Source organism: Rhodoferax sp. SPJ21 (assembly GCF_058216335.1).
In genome coordinates, this window is record NZ_JBYZMO010000001.1 from 1,361,755 (window position 1) to 1,382,651 (window position 20,897).

Annotated in this window: 16 protein-coding genes and 1 pseudogene; 4 read left to right on the forward strand and 13 right to left on the reverse strand. The window is 62.4% G+C overall.

Going from position 1 to position 20,897, the window contains the following annotated elements:
* Positions 1-146: 146 nt before the first annotated feature.
* The 4 genes from AC4BBN_RS06200 to AC4BBN_RS06215 all read right to left on the reverse strand — a co-directional run bounded on the left by AC4BBN_RS06200 (position 147) and on the right by AC4BBN_RS06215 (position 3,330).
* On the reverse strand, positions 147-1,334 hold the full coding sequence (locus AC4BBN_RS06200) for an FAD-dependent oxidoreductase (protein WP_490591075.1): 1,188 nt from the start codon (positions 1,332-1,334) through the stop codon (positions 147-149).
* A gap of 143 nt (positions 1,335-1,477) precedes the next feature.
* Complete coding sequence (locus tag AC4BBN_RS06205) at positions 1,478-1,642, reverse strand: rubredoxin (RefSeq protein WP_490591076.1); 165 nt, start codon at positions 1,640-1,642, stop codon at positions 1,478-1,480.
* A 79-nt stretch (positions 1,643-1,721) separates the two neighbouring features.
* Positions 1,722-2,210, reverse strand: coding sequence for a rubrerythrin family protein (locus AC4BBN_RS06210; RefSeq protein ID WP_490591077.1), 489 nt, complete (start codon positions 2,208-2,210; stop codon positions 1,722-1,724).
* Between the two features lie 130 nt (positions 2,211-2,340).
* A complete protein-coding gene (locus AC4BBN_RS06215; RefSeq protein ID WP_490591078.1) occupies positions 2,341-3,330 on the reverse strand; it encodes a helix-turn-helix transcriptional regulator in 990 nt (329 codons plus the stop codon).
* 106 nt (positions 3,331-3,436) lie between these two features.
* Here AC4BBN_RS06215 and AC4BBN_RS06220 point away from each other — a divergent pair, with 106 nt between their 5' ends.
* Entirely contained in the window at positions 3,437-5,125 is a 1,689-nt protein-coding gene (locus AC4BBN_RS06220; RefSeq protein WP_490591079.1) for an autotransporter outer membrane beta-barrel domain-containing protein, read from the forward strand.
* 60 nt (positions 5,126-5,185) lie between these two features.
* Here AC4BBN_RS06220 and AC4BBN_RS06225 read toward each other — a convergent pair whose 3' ends face one another.
* A complete protein-coding gene (locus AC4BBN_RS06225; RefSeq protein WP_490591080.1) occupies positions 5,186-5,848 on the reverse strand; it encodes an HAD family hydrolase in 663 nt (220 codons plus the stop codon).
* Between the two features lie 114 nt (positions 5,849-5,962).
* Here AC4BBN_RS06225 and AC4BBN_RS06230 point away from each other — a divergent pair, with 114 nt between their 5' ends.
* The 3 genes from AC4BBN_RS06230 (at position 5,963) to AC4BBN_RS06240 (ending at position 9,334) form a co-directional block, all read left to right on the forward strand.
* Entirely contained in the window at positions 5,963-6,655 is a 693-nt protein-coding gene (locus tag AC4BBN_RS06230; RefSeq protein ID WP_490591081.1) for a response regulator, read from the forward strand.
* A complete protein-coding gene (locus AC4BBN_RS06235) occupies positions 6,652-8,094 on the forward strand; it encodes a sensor histidine kinase (RefSeq protein ID WP_490591082.1) in 1,443 nt (480 codons plus the stop codon). Before AC4BBN_RS06230 ends, AC4BBN_RS06235 begins: the two co-directional genes overlap by 4 nt.
* A 439-nt stretch (positions 8,095-8,533) precedes the next feature.
* Positions 8,534-9,334, forward strand: coding sequence for a PEP-CTERM sorting domain-containing protein (locus AC4BBN_RS06240; protein ID WP_490591083.1), 801 nt, complete (start codon positions 8,534-8,536; stop codon positions 9,332-9,334).
* A 79-nt stretch (positions 9,335-9,413) separates the two neighbouring features.
* On the opposite strand, the gene prsT is transcribed toward AC4BBN_RS06240, so the two are convergent.
* From prsT to AC4BBN_RS06280, 8 genes and pseudogenes are all read right to left on the reverse strand, one after another.
* Positions 9,414-12,278, reverse strand: a complete 2,865-nt coding sequence (prsT, locus tag AC4BBN_RS06245) for an XrtA/PEP-CTERM system TPR-repeat protein PrsT (protein ID WP_490591084.1) — start codon at positions 12,276-12,278, stop codon at positions 9,414-9,416.
* A gap of 97 nt (positions 12,279-12,375) precedes the next feature.
* A pseudogene (locus AC4BBN_RS06250) lies at positions 12,376-12,570 on the reverse strand (methyl-accepting chemotaxis protein); the annotation flags it as partial.
* Positions 12,571-12,700: 130 nt separating this feature from the next.
* Entirely contained in the window at positions 12,701-14,899 is a 2,199-nt protein-coding gene (locus tag AC4BBN_RS06255) for a beta-glucosidase family protein (protein WP_490591085.1), read from the reverse strand.
* 148 nt (positions 14,900-15,047) lie between these two features.
* Positions 15,048-16,178 (reverse strand): helix-turn-helix transcriptional regulator, encoded by a 1,131-nt coding sequence (locus AC4BBN_RS06260; protein ID WP_490591086.1) that lies wholly within the window; start codon positions 16,176-16,178, stop codon positions 15,048-15,050.
* Positions 16,179-16,316: 138 nt separating this feature from the next.
* Entirely contained in the window at positions 16,317-17,888 is a 1,572-nt protein-coding gene (locus tag AC4BBN_RS06265; protein ID WP_490591087.1) for a methyl-accepting chemotaxis protein, read from the reverse strand.
* 103 nt (positions 17,889-17,991) lie between these two features.
* Positions 17,992-19,062 carry an ABC transporter ATP-binding protein gene (locus AC4BBN_RS06270; RefSeq protein WP_490591088.1) on the reverse strand — a complete coding sequence of 357 codons (1,071 nt, stop codon included), beginning with the start codon at positions 19,060-19,062 and terminating at the stop codon, positions 17,992-17,994.
* A 3-nt stretch (positions 19,063-19,065) separates the two neighbouring features.
* Positions 19,066-19,935, reverse strand: coding sequence for a carbohydrate ABC transporter permease (locus AC4BBN_RS06275; protein WP_490591089.1), 870 nt, complete (start codon positions 19,933-19,935; stop codon positions 19,066-19,068).
* Complete coding sequence (locus AC4BBN_RS06280) at positions 19,925-20,806, reverse strand: carbohydrate ABC transporter permease (RefSeq protein WP_490591090.1); 882 nt, start codon at positions 20,804-20,806, stop codon at positions 19,925-19,927. Before AC4BBN_RS06280 ends, AC4BBN_RS06275 begins: the two co-directional genes overlap by 11 nt.
* Between the last annotated feature and the right edge of the window lie 91 nt (positions 20,807-20,897).

A 20,897-nucleotide genomic window follows, 5' to 3' on the forward strand; every position in this document is an offset into this window, starting at 1 on the left:
TCCAGATATTCTGGGGAGCGAGTATCCCACTGGCCAGCAGCACGCCTGGGCGCAGCGCTGGCAATCTGCGCAATTGCTATGCTTTCAGGAGCTACTAGCGCAGGTATCTTCTGCACTAGCAGCCTATTTCATTACAAACCCTAGCTTCAGGCCGCAGCCGCCATTTGCTTCACCAACGCCATGCGCTTGCTGGTGTGGCTGCCGGTGAGCACAAAGCCGTAGTGCGTGTCCGCCGCATCGGCTGAGGCGAACCACCATTCGCCCAGCACTTGCTCGACCCACTGGCCCAGCTGGCCGGGTGCGGGCGGGTGCGCCACGATGGGCAGGGCTGGGGTTTTGATGGCCACCGGCATGGCCTGGAATGCCAACACGGTGTCGGTGCCATGGAGGTTAGCGGCCAGGGCCTTGGCTGCGGCCATGATGGGCATCACATAGGGCAAGGTGCGGCCGGTGGGCGCGCCAGGGCTGGCGGCGCTGGCGTACTGGGCGGCGTCGCCCAGGGCCCATACATGGGCGGCACTGGTGCGCAGCTGCTTGTCCACCAGAATGCCGCGCTCCACCGCAATACCGCTGGCCTGAGCCAGCGCCGTGTCGGCACGCAGGCCGACGGCGCTGAGCACGATGTCCGCGCTAAGCGTCTGGCCATTCGATAGGCCCAGACTGAGTCCATCGGTAGCGGTATTCACGCTCTGTACCGTGGCGCCCAGTTGCCACTGCACCGCCAGCTCAGACAGCGCAGCCTGCAGCTGCGTGCTGGCCGTGGGCGGCAGCAAGGCGGCCAGGGGACGGTCGGACGGGTCGATCACCGTGACCCGGTAGCCCGCGCCGGCCAGGTCGTTGGCAAACTCGCAGCCGATCAGGCCCGCACCCATGATGGCCACGCGTACCTGGGACGCATCCTCGCCCAGCGCGGTCAGGCGCTGGTGGAACACGGCAAAGTCGTCCAGCGAGTTGACCGACAGCACGCCATCCGCCGCGTCGCCCTGCAGCGGCACGCGGATGGGCTGGGCGCCGGTGGCCAGCACCAGGTCACGGTAGGGCAAGGGGCCGGCGCTGGTGTGCAGCGTCTGCGTGGCTGTGTCGATAGCCGTGACCTGGGTGTGCGGCAGCAGCGTGACGTTCAGCGTCTGGGCGATGGTGGCGGCGGGCGTGGTCACCAGCTGCGCCGGGCCGCGCTTCTGGCCAAAGGCATTGGAGAGCGTGGGCTTGGCATAAAAGTCACCGGCATTGGCCGTCACCAGGGTGATGGGCGTGGTGGTGTCGAGCTTGCGGAACTCGCGCGCAGTTTGCCAGCCGGCCAGGCCGGCGCCAATGATCAAAACGGGATGGGACATAGGTGTTGGATATGGAAAAGGCTTGCTGCCGCGACTGCCGGCGGAACGCACGGCGCCGAGCGGGGGAATAAAAAATGGCTGCAGGGGTAAGCACCACCAGCAGCCATTTTCGCTTGCGGAAGCTGGGCCGCCGCTGTAAGTACTTAAATCTCTACCGGCTCAAAGTCGGCCTTGGCCACACCGCATTCCGGGCATTCCCAGCTGGCGGGCACATCGGCCCACAGGGTGCCAGGGGCAATGCCGTCTTCGGGGCGGCCGGTGGACTCGTCGTAGATGAAGCCGCAAACGATACAGATATAGGTTTTCATGGTGAGGTTCTCGGTTTTATATAAAAAATGCCCCTGGCGCATGTAAAACATGCGCCAGTAGCTATGAAAATTGCAGCAATTATGCCGTCAACGTGGCCAGCTGCGCCTTGTAGTGGTTGGCATGGCGCTCTTCGACCTTGGCCAGCGCGGCAAAGCGCTTCTGGGCCTTTTCCAGCGTGGCCTTGAACTGGGCGGCATGGACCTTGGACTCTTCGATCTGCTCGTCCATCTCGGCTACGGCGGCGGCGTTGCCCTCGGCTTCGGCAGTGGCGCGGAAGCCGGGGTACATCTCACTGTACTCATAGGTTTCACCGTCGATAGCTATCTGCAAAGCCTTGGCGGGCGTCATGCTGGCCTTGGGGTAAAGCAGGTCCAGGTGGCCGAAGGCGTGCATCACTTCCTGGTCGGCCGTGGCTTCAAAGGCGCGGGCCGTGGCCTCGTCACCGGCTTCGCGCGACAGCTTGGCGAAGTAACGGTACTTGATATGGGCCATGGATTCACCGGCGAAGGCGGCTTCCAGGTTGGCCATGGTTTTGATTTCGGGGCGTTGGGTCGTCGTTGTAGTCATCGTGGGCTCCAGTAGGTTGGTAGTGCGAACAGGAGCAATCTTACGGCCAACCCATCAAACAAACCAATTGATAAACAATAATTGATTGTTAAATTTTATCAATACAACCTCACCGCACCGCACCGGACCGCTACTCGGCGCGGCGCAGGGCCTCGATCAATAGTGCGATGCTGCTGACCTGCAGCTTGTCGTAAATCGACTGGATCTGGTTGCGCACCGTGGCCGGCGAGCGGCCCAAAGCCCGAGCGATCTCTTTGTGGCTCTCGCCCTTGGCGATCAGGCGGGCAATCGTCCATTCACGCTCGGTGAGCAGATCGGCCAGGCAACGCGCACGGGCTTTCAAAAACAGTAGCCCATGCTCCATATATTGGCGCACGACGATGCCGCGCCCGACAAATCGCCCCACGCCAGACAACAGGGCAGCCAGCAAGTCGGCGGGCAAATGGGGCCCGCGCCACGCATTCCACTCCATTTGCGCCAGTTGCTGGAACTGTGGGTCGGAGTGGTAGAGCACACCCCGCGCATCCGCGATGGCCGCGCCATAGGGCGACAAAGCCTTGTCCGCCGCGTCCAGGTGATCCAGGTGCATAACACGGTTCAACGCCAAGGCCTGCATCACATGGGGGGCGAGCTGCCCCAAGCGCTGGCGCTCGTCCTCGGTGCAATGCGCGTCTTTGTCCGCACGGTACAGGCTGATCCAGTGCACAAAGCGGGTATGGGGGTTGCTATCGGCCGCAATAAAGACGTTCTCGTGGCCAAAGCGGCGCAGGAACTCACGCATTTCGCGGGTCTCCGGCGCGCTGAACCAGCTTTCTGCATGGAAGGTACGAGCAACGTGGGGCTTACCAAATACGGTGGCGGCCGCGCTGTCCAAGTGCTTCAGCGGCTCATAGGCCTGCAGCATCTCGGGAGCCTTTTCATGCAAATGCACGGTATGGATGTCTATGCCCACAGACGTGGTCGTAGCCGTTCCCCACATGGACGAGTCAAACGGCAGAACCTGCTTGATCTGGGATAGCGCTGCATCCTGGAAGAGTTGGATGGGCAACTCCTGCGACAAGCGGTAGAGCCGTAGCAACAGGGTGTTGAGGTCCGTAGGCTGGGTTCGGTAGTCGTACATCGGCAACACCACCTAGCTAGTGCAATTGCACTATTGTGACCCGCCGTGCCGTGGTCGACATTAAATATCTTTACAAATCTATGTATACAACCACGAAGGACTCACGATGAAGCCGTCAAATACACCTTGGGCACTGGCTGCAGTCACCTCACTACTGGCACTGAGTGGCTGCGGGGGGGACGATGCGACACCTTTAGTCACATCGAACACCACCACTTTCACTGGCGTCGCGGCCACCGGCGCGGCCATGGCCGGCGCAGAAGTCAAAATCGTGTGCGCCGGCGGCACGGCCACCGGCACCACAAACGGCACAGGCAGTTACAGCATTGGCATAAATAACATTACGCTGCCATGCCTTTTTCGCGCCACCGGAACCGACGGCACGGTGCTCTATTCCGTAGGCGGCACCAGCGCCGGTACAACACAAACCGCCAACATCACGCCGCTGACACACCTGCTGCTCGCAAGCTTGGCTGGCACCAACTTGTCAAGCTTTTTTACCGCCTTCGATGCAAGCACTGCCAGTACAGTGACGGCGAGCAACGTCAGCGCAGCACAAGCCGCCGTATTAGCCACACTGAGCAACGCGGGCTTGGATGTCTCCAGCCTGGTCGACCTGGTCGGCGGTAACTTGGCAGCTGGTAGCCATTCCGGCTACGACGGAATACTGGACGCAGTAAAGACGATGTTGACGGCCGGCGGAACTGACTTGACGGCGTTGACCAATTCGATCATCACAACATCGCCTGCGGCACCAGCGGCGACCAACACCCACGCACCCAGCCTGCCCGCAAGCCAACTACTAAAACCCGCCGCCGCCAACTGCACTGCTTTGCGCAGTGGTGAATTCGTAGTGGTACAGCCGCAAAAAGATTCCACGCTAAGCGACCAAATAAGCACCAGCACGCTTAACGCCAGCACCCTCGTATGGACAGAAAGCGACAGCAGCACCACCACTTTTACCGCCGCCGACGACTGTACATACACCTCTGGCGGCGACACCTATCTGGTGGCAAAGTCCGGCATCATCATGGGCGTCAACTCAGACCAGCCGGTAAAGGGCCTGACCATCGCGATACCAAAGCAAACCATCCCAGTGTCCGCACTTGCCGGCAGCTGGAACGCACTGGGCTTTCAGAAAAACAATGCAGGCACTGCCTATGTAGCGGAGACCATTACCGCCGACATCAGCAGCGATGGTGTTTTCACCAATCTCAATGAGTGCGTCGGCGCCAGACTCAATGACACGTGCACCGCATCCAACACAACAATCAACCTCGTCAGCAACAGCACGGGTGGTTTTGACTGGATTGGCTCTGGAACCAACACGTGGAGTGAACGCGCTTTTGCCTACCGCGCTGGCAGCGGAGATCTTATGCTGCTGACGCTGGGCGGCGGCGGCAGCATTCATATCTGGACCAAACAACGCACCCTGAATCTCCCCACAGTTGGAGACCTGCTCACCGGCGGCGCCAGCGTACGAGTTAACAACCAATTGCTGGCGGGCACCTTGGATATATTCCCGAACGGTGCCTCAGTGGCCGCCATTGATGCCACAGCGGGCACCGTGACGCGGACCCAAACCACGTTATCGGGCGCAGCGGACTACAACGACACCGTGACCCTGAACAGCCCCAGACCCGGCTTCAACATCCGGGCGGCAGGCACAACGGTTTCGCAATTTGATGGTCGCACCGTCACTATTCGAGAGCGCACCAGCCTAGGCATTCGCGGCATGGGCATTGCATTTCAGTCGGTTCCGCATGTCAGCAGCTTCCAGATGTCTGTCGATTAAAAAGCATCCGTAAAAACCAGACCCGTCCGGCAACCAGCAATCCGGGTCTGCTGGCTACCCCTAAACCAGCAGCTCCGCCAGCTGGTCCATGCCCGTGAAAGTGACTGCAGCCCCGGCCTCGCGCAAGGCCTGGGCATCCACATGGCCAGAGGTGTCCGGCGCATAGCCGAACACCGTGGCCCCTGCCGCCACACCCGCGCGCACGCCGGTCACCGTGTCCTCCACCACCGCGCAGCGCCCGGGCCTGGCTTGCAGGGCAGCTGCCGCTGCCAGGTAGACATCGGGCCAGGGCTTGGACCGGGGCATTTCATGGCCGCTGAAGACCCGACCTTCGAAGTATTCAATCAACCCGACCTTGCGCAGCTGCAATTCAACCTTGATGCGGTCCGCCCCGGACGCGCAGGCGATGCGGCCGGCATAACCCGTGTGGATGGCGTGTACCGCCGAGTGGATATGGGGCACGGCCTCCAGCTGGTCTTGCAGAGTCTGGTTGCGCCGGGTGCGGAACTCCGCCATCCAGGCATCGGTCACGGGGCGGCCGGTGCGGGCTTCGATCGCGGCAACCTCGTCCATCACTGCCTTGCCTACAAAGAAGCGCATGCACTCTGCCGTCGTCATCTCCCAACCCTGGGCCGCCAGCATGTCACGCAGCACGCCATTGGTCAGCGGCTCGGAATCCACCAACACCCCATCACAGTCAAACAACACCGCTTCAAATTTCATGGTTTCGCTCCTTGCGGGCGATGGTAAACGCGTGGGCCAAGAGGCGTGGCCGGCCAGTGAATGCCACGGGCAAGCCTTGGGGGAATTCTTGCCACATTCATTTATGCTCGGCACATGGCCCATTTATTGATTGTGGAAGACGACGAATTGCTGCGTGACGGCCTGGCTGCCCAATTGGGGCAGGCCGGCCACCAGGTGGCCACGGCTGCCAACGGCGCCCTCGGACAAACTCTGCTGGAGACCTCCCGCTTTGACGGCGTGGTGCTGGACCTGGGCTTGCCGGTCATGGACGGCATGCACCTGCTGCGCTGGATACGGCAACGCCAGCTAGCCCTGCCGGTGCTAATACTGACCGCCCGAGATGGCGTGGAAGACCGGGTCGAGGGCCTGAACGCCGGCGCCGACGACTACCTGACCAAGCCCTTCAGCATGGCCGAGCTGGAAGCACGCCTGGGCGCCATGCTGCGGCGCTCACGCCTACCGGCATTCGGCGGCTCGCTGGAGATGCCCACCGGGCGCCTGCGCCTGGACGCCACCCAGCCCCTGGCCTGGCTGGACGACGAACCCCTGGAGCTGACCCAGCGCGAATGGTCGCTACTGTCGCTACTGGTGGCCAATGCCGGCCAGGTGGTGGGCCGCGAAGATGTGCTGGCCGTGTGGCAGTCCGACCCCAACGACAGTACCAACACCGGCTCCAATGCGCTGGAGGTGTATGTGCACCGCCTGCGCCGCAAGCTGGCAGATTCGGGCCTGAACATACGTAACGTACGCGGCCTGGGCTATATGCTGGAAACCACAACTCCATGAGCCTGCTGGGTTTGCCCCAGGGTCTGCAAAAAGACAAAGCGCCTGGCCTATCGCTGAAACGCCAGCTGCTGCTGTGGCTGCTGCTGCCCCAGCTGGTGCTGTGGCTGGTGGGCGGGCTGCTGGCCTACCGCATTGCGCTGAACTACGCCGAAAAGGGCATAGACCAGTCGCTCACCCAATCGGTGCGCTCGCTGGCGCGCCAGGTCAAGCCCATGGGGTCGGGCCTGCTGGTGGACTTCCCGCGTGCCGCGCGCGACATCATTGAACAGGACCCGACCGACCGGGTTAGCTATATGGTGTCGTCGCCACCGGGCCAGTTTGTGCTGGGCAACAGCATGCTGCCCGACCCGCTGCTGGACGTACGGGTGGAACCAGGCGAGCCGCTGATCTACGAAGCCCTGCTGGACAAAAAACCGGTGCGCGTGGCCCTGCTGGAAGTCAACTACGGCGAGGCCGATGCCCCCCAGCGCCTGCGTGTGCAGGTGGCCAAAAGCCTGGCCGTGCAGCAGCGCATCGCCCGTGAACTGGTGGCCGACATGCTGCTGCCCCTGCTGCTGCTGGGCGCGCTGTTGGGCATTGTGGTGTACATCGGCGTGGGCCGGGGCCTGCAGCCATTGAACCGGCTCGAAGCCCTGCTAGGCGACCGCACGCAGCGCAGCTTCACTACCCTGTCACCCATCGAGCTCACCCAGGCGCCGCAAGAGGTGCACTCCCTGGCCGAGGCCGTAAACCATATGTTGGCCGCGGTACGCCGCAGCCTGGGCCAGGAAAAGCGCTTCATTAACGACGCGGCCCACCAGTTGCGCACCCCCCTGGCGGGCCTCATCAGCCAGACCGAGCTGGCACTGACCGAGCGCGACCCGCAAGCCCTGCAAGACCGCCTGACCAAGGTGCACTCCGGCGCACTGCGCAGCGCCCACCTGGTACACCAGCTGCTGTCACTGGCCCGGACCGAGGCCGACATCCAGCAGAAGCCGCTGGACATTGCCGCCCTGGCGCGCGAGGTGGCCCGCGAATGGACGCCACGCGCCATCGCAGCCGGTATCGACCTGGGTTTCGAAGGCGACGACAAGCTGATCACCCAGGGCGAAAAACTGCTGCTGCGCGAAGCCCTGAGCAACCTGATCGACAATGCACTGCACTATGCGGGCCGGGGCGCCGCCGTGACACTGCGGGTGCAGAGCCAGGAAGGCCAGGCCATCGTCGAGGTGGAAGACAACGGGCCCGGCCTGTCCGAGGAAGACCTGCCACGCATGTTCGAACGCTTCTGGCGCGCCAGCGAGGTGCCCGGTGGCTGCGGCCTGGGCTTGTCCATCGTGGCAGAGATTGCGCTGCGCCATGGCGGCTCGGCCCAGGCATTGAGTGTGTTGCCCCAAGGTCTGTGCGTGCGCCTGAGTTTGCCGGCGGCGAAATGCCGGCCTGTATCAGAATCAATTTAGGCCGCAGCGCCGTTTGCACTGACGTTAGAGTTCACCGTTGCGCTGCACGCGGCTGCGCAGCAAAACACGACCAGTAGCCGCATGCGGGACACGCTGGCGAGGGGACCCTCGCAACCGCCTGACCAACCTCCGTGAAGGGCAGCTTCGCGTCCAGCAGCGATGGCCGACACCATTGACTATCCCATTCGGCCCGAGCAATGCCACGCAGCAATGCGGGCCCCGTGTGACCCGCAAAGAATCTCCTCCAACGTTGCCCGCCAAGCGGGCCATAAAAGTGTCGACTATCTTTACGTTACAGACACAAACAAATTAATTAACCAATAAATCTTCTTTAATATCAACAACTTAAGAAACTTTACCAAAATGGCGCAATTAATGCTTCTGGTGCTAAATACCGATCCAAATTTCGGTATTTTTATTCACCCAAGAAAGGACCCATATGACTTTCAAGAAAGCATTAGGCATCGTTGCCGCAACCATTTTTGCCGCACCAACGTTTGCCGCGTCGTTCGTCAACGGCGGATTTGAAGCAGGTGATACCTCGAGCTGGACCGTTGGCAGCAGCGGAGATCGCTCTTCCATTGCCAACTCGCAGATCACTCCGGCGACTTTCCTGCCCGGCGGAAGCCAATACAACACTGGCTCGCAACACTCTGCTGTCATAGCAAGTGGCACCGTAGACCCCAACATCGGTGCAGCACTGGGCTCCACCGTCTACAGCGGTAACTATTCCTACCGCGTAGAAGATACAACCAACGGTGGATACGCGTCAGCTATTAGCCAAACCGTGGCCAACTACAGCGATGCCAATATCTTCTTCGCATGGAAAGCTGTGCTGGAAAACGGCGGCCATAGCCAAAACCAGTCCGCATTGATGATGATCACGCTGCACGACGACACCACCAACCTGGATGTCATCAGCCGCATCTACAACGCCGGAGCTGGCGGTGGTGGCGTGGATACGCGCTTCTCCACGCTGGGTGGGTTCTTCTACACCTCCGACTGGCAAGTCGAGCAACTGCCAATCGACGCGGCCTTGTCTGGCCACACTTTCACGCTGTCCGTGTTGGCAGCTGACTGCGAACCCACGGGCCATACTGGCTATGTGTACCTGGACGGCTTTGGCGCTATCACGCCACCCGTGAACGACGTACCAGAGCCTGCTTCGCTCGCATTGGTCGGCGTAGGCTTGGCTGGCCTGGTGACCACACGCCGCCGCCGGGCGGCAACCGCAGCCTAAGACGCCAGTACCCTGGGCAAGCCAGGGTAGAAGCAAAACAGGTGGCCATGGCCACCTGTTTTGCTTTCTGGCACGGCAATCAAGCCCCTAGCTGGGATTTCATGCGGGCCAAATCGGATTGCTCGGTTGGGTTCAGCTTTTTAGAATCCAACGACTGCATCAAACTACTTGCCTCGCTAGTCTTACCTGCCGCTATATAAGCCTGCGCAAGGTGCAGCCGTGCAGCAGCCACCTCGGGCACCATGTTGACGACGACACGCAAGGTGTCAACCGCATCCTTGTGCTGACCCGCCTGGGCTTGGGCGACGCCCAGCGTATCCAGGATCTGAGGATTATTCGGAGCCAGGTCGGCTGCACGTTGGGCATTGCTCAATGCTTGGGGCTGCTTTGCCTCCACCTGCGCCCAAGCCAGGTCGTTCAACACAATTGGATTGCGCGGATCGCGGCTGGCCATTTTCTGCAGTAGCTCCACCGCCTTGGCCCGCTGCCCTTGCGCGCGCGCGCGTTGCGCTGCAAACCCGACGACAGACGGATCATCTGGAAACTTGCGCATCACATCTGCCAGCTCCTGTTCTGCGCTGGCGCCATTTTGGGTACCGTCCAATACATTGACGATGCGCAAATTAGCGGTTGGCGAACCGCCTGCTTTCACGGCTTTACTGAACTGCTGGATCGCCTGGTCTGGCTGGTTCGCCAATACCAGCAAGTCGCCCTCCAGAAGCATGCCGGTCAACTTCTGCGCACTGCGTGCTTGCAACTCCCTCGCAATGGACAACGCCTCTTGCAGATTATCAGGCCAGGTCAGCTTCGCCAATGTGATGTAGGGGATGGGATCAAACGGACGCTCCGTCATCAAGGCGCGCAAAATAGTGGTGGCCTCCTTCTTGCGGTTGCTCACAATCTCCAGCTCTGCCAACTTCAACCGCCAATCGGCCCGCTGCGGATAGTTGACCGATAGCTTGCGGTATGCCTCTGTTGCCTGCTGCAGGCTTCCTGCACGCTCATACACCGAAGCCAACAATGCCGTCGCCTCTGGTGGCGCATTGTTGGCGAACGCGCCAGTCTGGGCCACACTCAAGGCTGTGTCGGGTTTGCCAGAACGGATATGTTCCTGCACCAACGCCTCGCGTAGGGTGGTAGAGTCTGGCAAGGCAATAACGCCTTTTTCCAGAATGGCCAACCTAGCCGCTGGATCATTTTTCTGCACGCGCAAGAGGCGCGCATATTCCAGGTAAGTTTGCGCCGAAGACGGTTTGGCCTGAATGGCTTTTTCATACCGGGCAAGCACATCCGCCTTTTGCTCTGGCGTTTTCGCCAGCATGCCTAGAGCGGACAACGCAGGCTGGAATGCAGGCTGCGTATCCAACGCCACGGATGTCTCGCGCCAGGCGCCCACCGGGTCCTTTTGGGCATCCAGGGCGGCGGCCATCGTCAAATGCGCATGCGGGTCTTTCGGACTCGCCTTCATCGTGTAGTCGGCCAATTGACGCACACGCGCAATATCGCCCATGGCCAAAGCAAGAGATATGACCCGGTCACGCAAAGCGGCATTGTCTTTATCTGCCTCTGTGGTGCGGTCCAGATATTTGCTGGCCTCACTCCTTTTACCTGCAGCCAGACTAAGTTCGGCCAGCCGCAACAAGTACGCGCCATTGCCGGGCTCGCTGGCACTGAGCTTAGTCAATGTGGCGGTCGCTTCCTTTGCCTGTCCGCGGGCCAGCTCACTCTCGGCCTGCAACGACAAAAAACGCGGGTTGGTCGGCGCTAGTACCAAGCCTCGCTTGATCGTATCGGCGGCATCCGCCGGCTTGCCAAGGCGAATTTGCGACTCCGCCATCAACTGCAGCATCGGCAAGGAATAGGGGTATTGCTGCGCAATTTTTTCCAGCCGCTTGCTAGCCATCAACAAATCGTTCTTCTGCAACTCTGCAGCCGCCACCAACAAGCTCGCCGACAAATGCTCAGGGGCCACACTCAGTACCTTCAGGCCTGCTGCCAGGCTGTCTTCTAGTCGGCCTTGCCGGGACAGCACCAGCGCATCGAGGTAATGAGTCCAGTAATAGCCTGGCGCTAATTTCTTCAACCGTGCACGGATGGCAATTGCGGCGTCCAACTGCCCAACGCCGACCAGGAATTCACCGTACTCACCCATCAGCCCCCTGTGCCAGGGCGCAGCTTTGTAGGCCCGCTCCATCAACTGCAGAGCGGGCTCGCGCTGCCCATTGGCTTCGTAAATACGCCCCAGGCCGCGCAAGACCCACCAATCGGCATTGGACGACGACAAAGACGCGTCCAAGACCGCCAGGGCTTGCTCCCGCTTGTCTTGTGCCAACCACCACTGCGCACGCGAAAGTTTGGTCGCTGGCGTCGCCACAGTGGCAGCTTTCAACTGTTCGTCCGCGGACGCATATTGCTTTTGCGCCACATAGGCAGCGGCCACAGCGGCACGTAGGTCGCTATCTGCTGCGGGAGATTTCAAGTGGCGGTCCTTGAATTCATTCACGATCTTTGCGACGTCGCTGCGGTCCAGCATGAGCAGGGCGATACGCGGCACGAGCACATCCGCATCGCCCCCCGCCTCCAACGCTTTGCGCAGGTGCTGTTCCGTGCCCGCCAAGTCATAGGTGCGCTCCAGCGCGTCCGCAAGCGCCAATCGGGCCTCAACAGAATCGGGCTTTTCCTGCACCGCATTTTTAAATTCAATAACCGCGGCGGGGTAGTCGTCTTTCTTGAGAAAATCTCGCCCCGCCTGCAACGCATCACGTTCGCAGCCGGCTAAAAACGCAGCTACAGCAAAAGCAACGACGGCAGCACGGAAAAGCCCCGAATCAGGGGCACTCATGGGGATAGACATGGGCAGTGTTTTCTCGGCAAAAGGACTGGGCTGAGTTGAAATCAGCATACCACCGCCCCTCGTCAAGCGCCTGCTTAACCACGCCGCCACACCCTAAAACTTACGCAAAAAGATGGCTAAGCCAGGGTACCAACAACGCGCCCATACAAATAGCCTCTAGCGCAGACAGATACTGCACTACAAGCTATCAAATCGATAGTAGCGGCTGCCCATGGCGCAAAGCGGGGTCTTCCGCCCCTAGGCGGAACACCGCCACGGTGTCTACCAGCTCCTGCGACTGGGCCTTGAGGCTGCTGGCGGCAGCCGCCATTTGCTCCACCAGGGCCGCGTTCTGCTGGGTGGTCTGGTCGATCTGCGATACCGCTTCGGACACCTGGGCAACGCGCCCCCTGCCGCAGGGCGACGACGGTACCGCCTAGGCCACCAGCACAGCCTTAAATATGTGAATGAAATAAGCTGCTAGCGCAGGCAAAACCTGCGCCAGCAGCTATTTAAAACATAGCAACCACAGCTTAGCTGCGCGACAGCAGCGAGGACTGGGCGCTGTCGCGCGAGGAGCCGCCCACCACGAAGTTGTAGCTACCGCTAAGCGTTTGCCAGCGGTGGGTGGTGGCGTTCCAGATGCTCAGACGCTCGGGCTTGACGGTGATGCTGACGGCCTTGCTTTCGCCGGCTGCCAGTTGCACCTTTTCCCAGGCCACCAGGCGCTTGGGCGGCTCGCCGGCCGCTGCCGGCAAACCGGCGTACACCTGGGCCACCTCGGCACCGGCGCGGGCGCCGGTGTTCTTCAGCGTGAAGCCGATCGTCACCGAGCCATCGCTGTTGGAGCGGGTGCTGATGCCGCTGTAGCTGAAGCGGGTGTACGACAGGCCATGGCCGAACGGGAACAGCGGCGTGATGTTTTGCGCGTCATACCAGCGGTAACCCATCTTCAGGCCTTCGCTGTAGTTCACCGTCAGGTCGGTCGCCGAGATGGAAGCCTGCAGCAGATCGCTATCGCTTTGCGGGAAGGTCAGCGGCAGCTTGCCGGATGGGTTCACCGCCCCGAACAGCACATTGGCGATCGCCGGGCCCCCCTGCACGCCGGGGTACCAGGCCTCGACCACCGCGTTCACATTCGCCAGCCAGGGCATGGTGACGGCGGAGCCGGTCTCCAGCACCACCACGCTGCGCTTGGCGGCGGCAGCCACGGCGGTGATCAGCGCGTTCTGGTCATAGGCCTGGTTGGCCGGGTCGGTGGTGTTATTGGGCAGGCTCAGGCTCGACAAATCCGTGCCCTCGGTCTGCCACTGGGTGGCGAAGACGATGGCCACATCGGCCGCTGCAGCTGCGGCTGCGGCGGCCGTCGCATCGCTGCCGTCCAGATAGGTCACGGTAGCGTTCGGCGCGATGGCGCGGATGGCCGCCAGCGGCGCCGATTTGTACCAGGTGGCGCAGGTGCTGAAAATGCCGGAGCTCGGCACCAGGCAGGTGACGGCATTGCCGTCGCGGGCCGGCACCGCGCCCGAGCCGCCGCCAGAGATCACGCCGGCATCGGCGTGACCGCCGATCACCACGATCGTCTGTGCGGCGCTGGCGGTCAGTGGCAGCACACTGGCCGTGTCGCCACTGGCCACTGCATTTTTCAAGAGCACCATAGACTGCTCCGCCACCTTCTGAGCCACCGCGTTGCCGGCGGCCTGGTTGATGGTGCCGCCGGCCGTGGGCGGCGAGGCCATCACACCGGACGCATACAAGGTGCGCAGCTTGCGCAGCACCATGTCGTCCAGACGGGCAAGCGGCACCGTACCGGCCTGCACCGCAGCTTTCAGCTTCTGGTTGAAATAGGTCACCGGCAGCGAGAAGCTGCCCAGGGTGGCGGCCGTGTAGTCGTCGGAACTGCCGGCTTGTTCTTCGTCCAGCCCGGCATTGGCGGCGCGCACCGTATCGGTCACGGCAAAGAACCAGTCGGACTGGACGATGCCCTTGAAGCCCCACTCGTTCTTCAGCACGTCGGTCAGCAAATAGCTGCTCTCGCAGGCCTTGACACCATTCACCAGGTTGTACGCGCACATCACATTGCCGGCGCCGCCGTCCTTCAGGCCGATCTCGAAGGGCAGCAGGTGCAGTTCGCGCAGCGTGCGCTCGTCCACCACCGAGTTGGAGGTGAAGCGGTTGGTCTCCTGGTCGTTCGCGGCGAAGTGTTTGACGGTGGCGATCACTTTCTGCGACTGCGTGCCCAGGCTGCGCTGGGCCAACAGATTGCCGGCCAGTACCGGGTCTTCGCCCATGTATTCAAAGGTGCGGCCGTTGCGTGGCTCGCGCGCCAGATTCACGCCGCCGCCCAGGCCTTCGACAAAGCCGAGTGCACGCAGTTCGGTGGCGATACTGGCGCCATAGTCATGCGCCAGCGAGGGGTCCCAGCTGGCGGCCAGCGCGATGGGCGCCGGGTAAGGCGTGGCGTTCACGCCCTCGACATTCACGCCACCGGCCGAGTCGGCGCTGGTGATGTCGGGAATACCCAGGCGCGGAATGCCCTTCACGATGCCTGCGCCGCCAATCGGCGAGACACCGTAGCCGGCGCCGTGGACCAGCTGAATTTTTTCATCCAGCGTCATCTTGGCCAGCAGCGCGGAGGCCTGCTGGTCGACGGTGGGGGCATCGTCGCCGCCGCAGCCGTAGAGCAGTCCGGCGGTAACAAGGGCGATGACGAGGGGGCGTTTGAGGTGCACGGTTTTGTCTCCTTATGGTGTGTGATCCGCGCCCGGTGCGGGCGGGTCAGCGGCACTGTAGCCAGGGGAGACACCGCAGGATTAACCTGCGGGGGCGGCACTTTACACAGCGGTGCAGGCGCGCAAAATAAAGTAAAGAGCGGCGAAGTCAGTGCGCCGCTGCATCAGCGCCGTTCTTGCGGAACTGCGATGGCGACACGCCGAACGCAGCGGAGAAAAACCGCGAGAACGCGCTCAGCGACGAGAAGCCCAGCAGGTCGCTGATCTCGGAGATGGAACTTTGCGCCTGCAGCAGCATGTGCCGGGCCTGGGTCGCACGCACGCGGCCCAGCACCTCCTGGAAATGCGTGGCCTCCTGCTGTAAGCGCCGGTGGAGCCCCCAGCGCGAGGTCTTGAAATGCGCGCAAGCCTGGGCCAGCAGCTGGCTGCCGCTGCCGATGGCGTCGCCGGCCGCGATCGCCTGTGCCAGAAAGCGTTGCAGGCCCAGAGCGAAGGTCTGCGCGGGCTCCAGCCGGGCCCGCTCGGCCCGCGCCTGGTCAAGGAAAAATTCGTACAGGTTCGGGTTGTGCTGCGCATACGGCTGGTCGCCGGCCGGGGCTTGCAGCAGCAGGCGGTTGCGCGCCTGGCCAAAGCGCACCTCGCAGCCCATGGCATCGCGCAGCTGGGCGACCGGGGCGAAGGCCTCGCCGGTCAGCTCCAGCGCGCAGGCGCGGCCGCCTTCCGGGTCGTAATGGCGCACGATGCCGTGCAGTAGAAAGAAGTTGCCGAAGGCGCTGAAGGCGTTGCCGCCACTGTCGTCCAGCTGGTAGTCGAACTCAAACTGCGTGCCCTGGCGCAGGCAGCGGATCACGTCCACATTGCCGATCAGGCTGCGGTGGTGAAAGTAAGCCCCCAGTCCGGCCGCCAGATTCGGCGCATTCGCCACCACCGCGTACAGCGTGGGAAAGGGCTGCAGGCAGGCCTGGATATCAAACTGCCAGTAGTCGCTGGGCGGTGGCATGTACTGGACCAGGCGCATGGCGGCCAGGTGTTTAGCGGCGCAGATGCGGGCCTGGGGCGACTCCAGCTCCCAGGCGGCGATGCCGGTCAGGCGCTGAAACTCCTGCGGGCCGATGCCGTGCTGCTCGGCCCCGTCCATGCACAGGCGCACCAGAGTGCTGGTGACCGAGCGCTGCTCCGGCATGCGCCAGGCGTCCAGGGCGGCGCCGCAGTCCCAGGCGGGCGTGCCCCCGCCCATGGCCGGTTCGGCATAGTCTTGTGGCCAATCTCGTTGCCCCATGGCTTGTCTCCTGTCTCGCTGCCTGCGGGCGGACCGGCAGGCAGAGCCTCCAGATTCTTGTATTTTGGAGGAGGCGTTTTCCCTGAAAAACTTCTAAGCCAAATCAGGCTTCTGCGCAGATATTATCTGCGCCAGCAGCTATTGAATCGATAGTGCCGTCTGCCGGTGCAAAGCGGGCTCTTCCGCCCCTAGGCGGAACACCGCCACGGTGTCCACCAACTCCTGTGACTGGGCCTTGAGGCTGCTGGCGGCGGCGGCCATCTGCTCCACCAGGGCGGCGTTCTGCTGGGTGGTCTGGTCGATCTGCGATACCGCCTCCGACACCTGGGCTACGCCGGCGTTTTGCTCTGCGCTGGAGGCGCTGATCTCGCCCACGATATCGGTCACGCGGCGTATGCTGGCGACCACCTCGGCCATGGTGCTGCGCGCCTGGTCCACCAAGGCACTGCCCTGCTCTACCCGCTGCACGCTGGTGGAGATGAGCTGCTTGATTTCTTTCGCCGCGTCGGCGCTGCGGCTGGCCAGGTTGCGCACCTCGCTGGCCACTACCGCAAAGCCACGGCCCTGCTCGCCGGCGCGCGCGGCTTCCACGGCCGCGTTCAGCGCCAGGATATTCGTCTGGAAGGCGATGCCGTCGATCACGCTGATGATCTCGCTGATCTTGCCGGAGGCCTCGTTGATGCTCTTCATGGTCTCCACCACCTGGCCGACCACCTCGCCGCCCTGCACCGCCAGGGTGGAGGAGCCGCGCGCCAACTGGTTGGCCTGCTGGGCGCTCTGGTCGTTGTGCTGCACAGTGGAGCGCAACTCTTCCATGGAGGCGGCGGTTTCTTCCAGCGCGCTGGCCTGGTGCTCGGTACGGGCGCTCAGGTCATGGTTGCCCTGGGCGATTTCGGCGCTGGCCGAAGCCACGTGCTCGGCATTGCTTTTCACGCTGCGCACGATGCCGGCGAAGCTGGCCTGCATGCGCGCCATGGCGTGCAGCAGCTGCTGGGTTTCATCATTGCCCACGGGCTGCACCGGGCGTGACAGGTCACCCTCGGCCAACGCGTCGGCAATGCGTACCGCATAGGCCATGGGCTGGGCCAAGCGCCGCGCCAACCACAGCGCAGCGGCCACCAGCAACACGATAGCCAGCACCAGCACTGTGCCCACCTGCAGCTGGCCCTGGCTGACTACGGCGGCCGATTGCGCGCTGTTGGCGGCCACGTCTTTCTCAATAGCCCGCACCTGCACGGCCATCTGGGTTTCCAGCTCACCGAAGATACGGTTGAACTCGGGCACTGCGCCGGCTGCAGCCGCACCCTTGGCGGCCAGATCCTGCACACGGCTGGCGGCCTCGGTGTATTGCTTCACCAGGGGCTGGGTCTTGTCGATGACGGCCTTCACATCGGGCGACAGTGGCAAGGTCTGCAGGCGCTGGAAGGCGGTGTTGAACTGGGCCACATGGTCGGCCAAATCCTTTTGCGAGCGCTCCAGCTGCGACTTGTCGCGGCCAATGGCGCCGAACAGGGCCAGCAGCACATCGCCGCGCACGGCGCCCTGCATCATGGCGGCCTGCTGGCTGCTTTGCACGGCCGAGCCCATTTGCCCCGAAGCCTCAAAGGCACCGGCCAGGCGCCCGGCGCTGAGCAGGCCTACGCCGCCCACCACCGCGGCCATTACAGCCCCCGCCAAACCGATAGAAAGTACCTGGTTACGCAGTTTCATAGCAAGTCCGTCTGACGAAGGGTCTGCCCCAGAGGGGCGTACGCAGGCCACCGGCGGTGGCCGCGAAGATGCGCGCAGGTGTATGAACTAGACGCGGCCGTGCTTACAGGCGCACGCCGGTCTTCTGGTCGAACCAGCTGACCTGGGCGGCCGACACCTGCAGACCGACCTTCTCACCCGGCTGAAAGCGCGCCTGTGGCGATGTGCGCACAGTGACGTTGCCAGCCTCGGTCTTGACCACCACATAGGTGTCGGCACCGGTGGGTTCCACCACGCTGACCTCACCGCGCCAGGCGGCGTTGTCCACCAGCTCGATGTGCTCGGGGCGCAGGCCCAGCAGCGCGTCCTTGCCCACCGCCGGGCAGGCCAGGGGCAGGCTGCCGCCCTTGAAGGAGAATTGGCCACCAGCGCCCGCATTGCTTGCGCTGCCAGCTATCAAATTCATAGTTGGCGAGCCGATGAAGCCGGCCACATAGGTATTGGCTGGGCGGCTGTAGATGTCGTCTGGGGTGCCCAGTTGCTGCAGCACGCCGTCCTTCATCACCGCGATGCGGCTGCCCAGTGTCATCGCCTCGATCTGGTCATGGGTCACGTAGACGCTGGTAATGCCCGAAACCTGGTGCAGGCGCTTGATTTCGGCACGCATTTCAACGCGCAGCTTGGCATCCAGGTTGGACAAAGGCTCGTCAAACAGGAACAGCTGTGGCTGGCGCGCCAGGGCGCGGCCCATGGCCACACGCTGACGCTGGCCACCGGACAGCTGCGCAGGGCGGCGGTCCAGCAGGTGGGTGATCTGCAGCATGGCAGCCACTTCGTTGATGCGCTTTTCACGCTCAGCCTTGGGCACCTTGCGCATTTCCAGCGCGAAGCCGATGTTCTCGGCCACGCTCATGGTGGGGTACAGAGCATAGCTCTGGAACACCATGGCGATATCGCGCTGGGCCGGCGGCACGCCGACCACGTTGCGGTCGCCGATGCGGATCGCGCCTTCGGTGGGTTCTTCGAGGCCGGCGATGATGTTCAGCAGGGTGGACTTGCCGCAGCCGGACGGGCCGACCAGGATCAGGAATTCACCCGGCGCGACGTCGATGTCGATGCGCTTGAGCACCTCGACCATTTTGTCGCCGTTGCCGAAAGTTTTACGTATGCCTTGGATGTGGAGTGCGGATGCCATTTTTTATCCTTTCACAGCACCGGCTGTGAGTCCTTTAACGAAGAATTTGCCTGCCAACACGTAGATCAGAATGGTGGGCAGGCCCGCGATCACAGCAGCCGCCATGTCCACGTTGTAGTTTTTCACGCTGCTGGTGGTGTTGACCATATTGTTCAGGCCCACGGTGATGGGCTTGCTGTCGGCGCCGCTGAAGGCCACGCCGAACAGGAAGTCGTTCCAGATATTCGTGAACTGCCAGATCAGCGTGACCATCACGATAGGCGTGGACAGCGGCACGATGATGCGGAAGAAGATGCGCCAGAAACCAGCACCGTCAATCCGCGCAGCGTTCACCAGCTCTTTCGGAATGGACGCGTAGTAGTTGCGGAAGAACAGCGTGGTACCCGCCAGACCGGCCAGGCAGTGCACCAGGATCAGGCCGTAAACCGAGCTGGAAATACCCAACCAACCGAGGATCTGGCTCATGGGCAGCAGCACCACCTGGAACGGCATGAACACGCCAAACAGCATGAAGCCAAACAGCAGCTCGCTGCCCTTGAACTTCCACAGGCTCAACACATAGCCGTTGATCGCACCCCACAGCGTGGAGATGAGCACCGCAGGGAACACGATCAGCACCGAATTCCAGAAGAAGGGCTGCAGGCCACGGCAGTCGGTACCGGTACAGGCGGTGGACCAGGCCAGTTGCCAGGCCTCGAAGTTCAGCGCGTGCGGCAGGCTCAGCAGGTTGCCGCTGCGGATTTCTTCAGCGTCCTTGAACGAGGTGGCCAGCATCACATACATGGGTGCCAGGAAGAAGAATGCCGCCAGCAGCAGCACGCCGTAAATCAATACACGGGGAATCAGTACTTGGAGAGGGTTCTTAGCGATCATGGGGCTTGCTCCGCAGTTCACTGTACAAATAAGGCACCACGATGGCCGCCACGGTGGCCAGCATCATGGTGGCGCTGGCAGCGCCCAGGCCGATCTGGCCACGGGTAAAGCTCATCACATACATGAAGGTGGCGGGCACGTCGGTGGCATAGCCGGGGCCGCCGCCAGTCAGGGCCATCACCAGGTCGAAGCTCTTGATGGACAGGTGCGACAACACCATGATGGTGGAGAACACCACCGGGCGCAGGATCGGCAAAATGATGCGCCAGTAAATGCGTGGCAGGCTGGCACCGTCGATCTGCGCGGCCTTGATGATGCTGTCGTCGATACCGCGCAGGCCGGCCAAAAACAAGGCCATGGCAAATCCGGCGGACTGCCAGATGCCGGCGATCACCACGCAGTAAATGGCGGTCTCGCTCTGCACCAGCCAGTCGAAGGTGAAGCTGGTCCAGCCGATGTCATGCATCAGTTTTTCCAGGCCGAGGCTGGGGTTCAGCATCCACTTCCAGGCGGTACCGGTGACGATGAAGGACAGCGCCATGGGGTACAGGTAGATGGTGCGCAGCAGGCCTTCGGCGCGGACCTTCTGGTCCAGCACAATGGCCAGGGCCATGCCGATCAGCATCGCGCCGCCGACATACAAAACGCTGAAGATGCCCAGGTTCTTCAGGGCCAGCCACCAGCGGTCCATCTCCCACAATTTGGCGTATTGGGCCAGGCCGACGAACTCGTCGTAGTTAGGCAGCATGCGCGATGCGGTCAGGGACAAAACCCCGTTCCAGATCATCAGCCCGTAGATGAAGGCAAAGCCCAGCACGAAGCCGGGCGCAATCACCAGCTTGGGCAGTGCCTGCTCAAAATTCGGTTTCATGGGAGTGGCTCTCAAAAAAATAAGGCCCCACTCCGCCGTGGCGGATGGGGAGGGTCGCTTAACTACCCCAAGGAACCCGCGGAACCGGCTT

Bases quoted from the DNA above. Each gene is read 5' to 3' on its own strand.
- AC4BBN_RS06220 (WP_490591079.1), top strand. From the start codon at position 3,437: ATGAAGCCGTCAAATACACCTTGGGCACTGGCTGCAGTCACCTCACTA.
- AC4BBN_RS06260 (WP_490591086.1), bottom strand. From the start codon at position 16,178: ATGGGGCAACGAGATTGGCCACAAGACTATGCCGAACCGGCCATGGGC.
- AC4BBN_RS06225 (WP_490591080.1), bottom strand. From the start codon at position 5,848: ATGAAATTTGAAGCGGTGTTGTTTGACTGTGATGGGGTGTTGGTGGAT.
- AC4BBN_RS06275 (WP_490591089.1), bottom strand. From the start codon at position 19,935: ATGATCGCTAAGAACCCTCTCCAAGTACTGATTCCCCGTGTATTGATT.
- AC4BBN_RS06230 (WP_490591081.1), top strand. From the start codon at position 5,963: ATGGCCCATTTATTGATTGTGGAAGACGACGAATTGCTGCGTGACGGC.
- AC4BBN_RS06235 (WP_490591082.1), top strand. From the start codon at position 6,652: ATGAGCCTGCTGGGTTTGCCCCAGGGTCTGCAAAAAGACAAAGCGCCT.
- AC4BBN_RS06210 (WP_490591077.1), bottom strand. From the start codon at position 2,210: ATGACTACAACGACGACCCAACGCCCCGAAATCAAAACCATGGCCAAC.
- AC4BBN_RS06240 (WP_490591083.1), top strand. From the start codon at position 8,534: ATGACTTTCAAGAAAGCATTAGGCATCGTTGCCGCAACCATTTTTGCC.
- AC4BBN_RS06215 (WP_490591078.1), bottom strand. From the start codon at position 3,330: ATGTACGACTACCGAACCCAGCCTACGGACCTCAACACCCTGTTGCTA.
- AC4BBN_RS06265 (WP_490591087.1), bottom strand. From the start codon at position 17,888: ATGAAACTGCGTAACCAGGTACTTTCTATCGGTTTGGCGGGGGCTGTA.
- AC4BBN_RS06270 (WP_490591088.1), bottom strand. From the start codon at position 19,062: ATGGCATCCGCACTCCACATCCAAGGCATACGTAAAACTTTCGGCAAC.
- AC4BBN_RS06200 (WP_490591075.1), bottom strand. From the start codon at position 1,334: ATGTCCCATCCCGTTTTGATCATTGGCGCCGGCCTGGCCGGCTGGCAA.
- AC4BBN_RS06280 (WP_490591090.1), bottom strand. From the start codon at position 20,806: ATGAAACCGAATTTTGAGCAGGCACTGCCCAAGCTGGTGATTGCGCCC.
- AC4BBN_RS06205 (WP_490591076.1), bottom strand. From the start codon at position 1,642: ATGAAAACCTATATCTGTATCGTTTGCGGCTTCATCTACGACGAGTCC.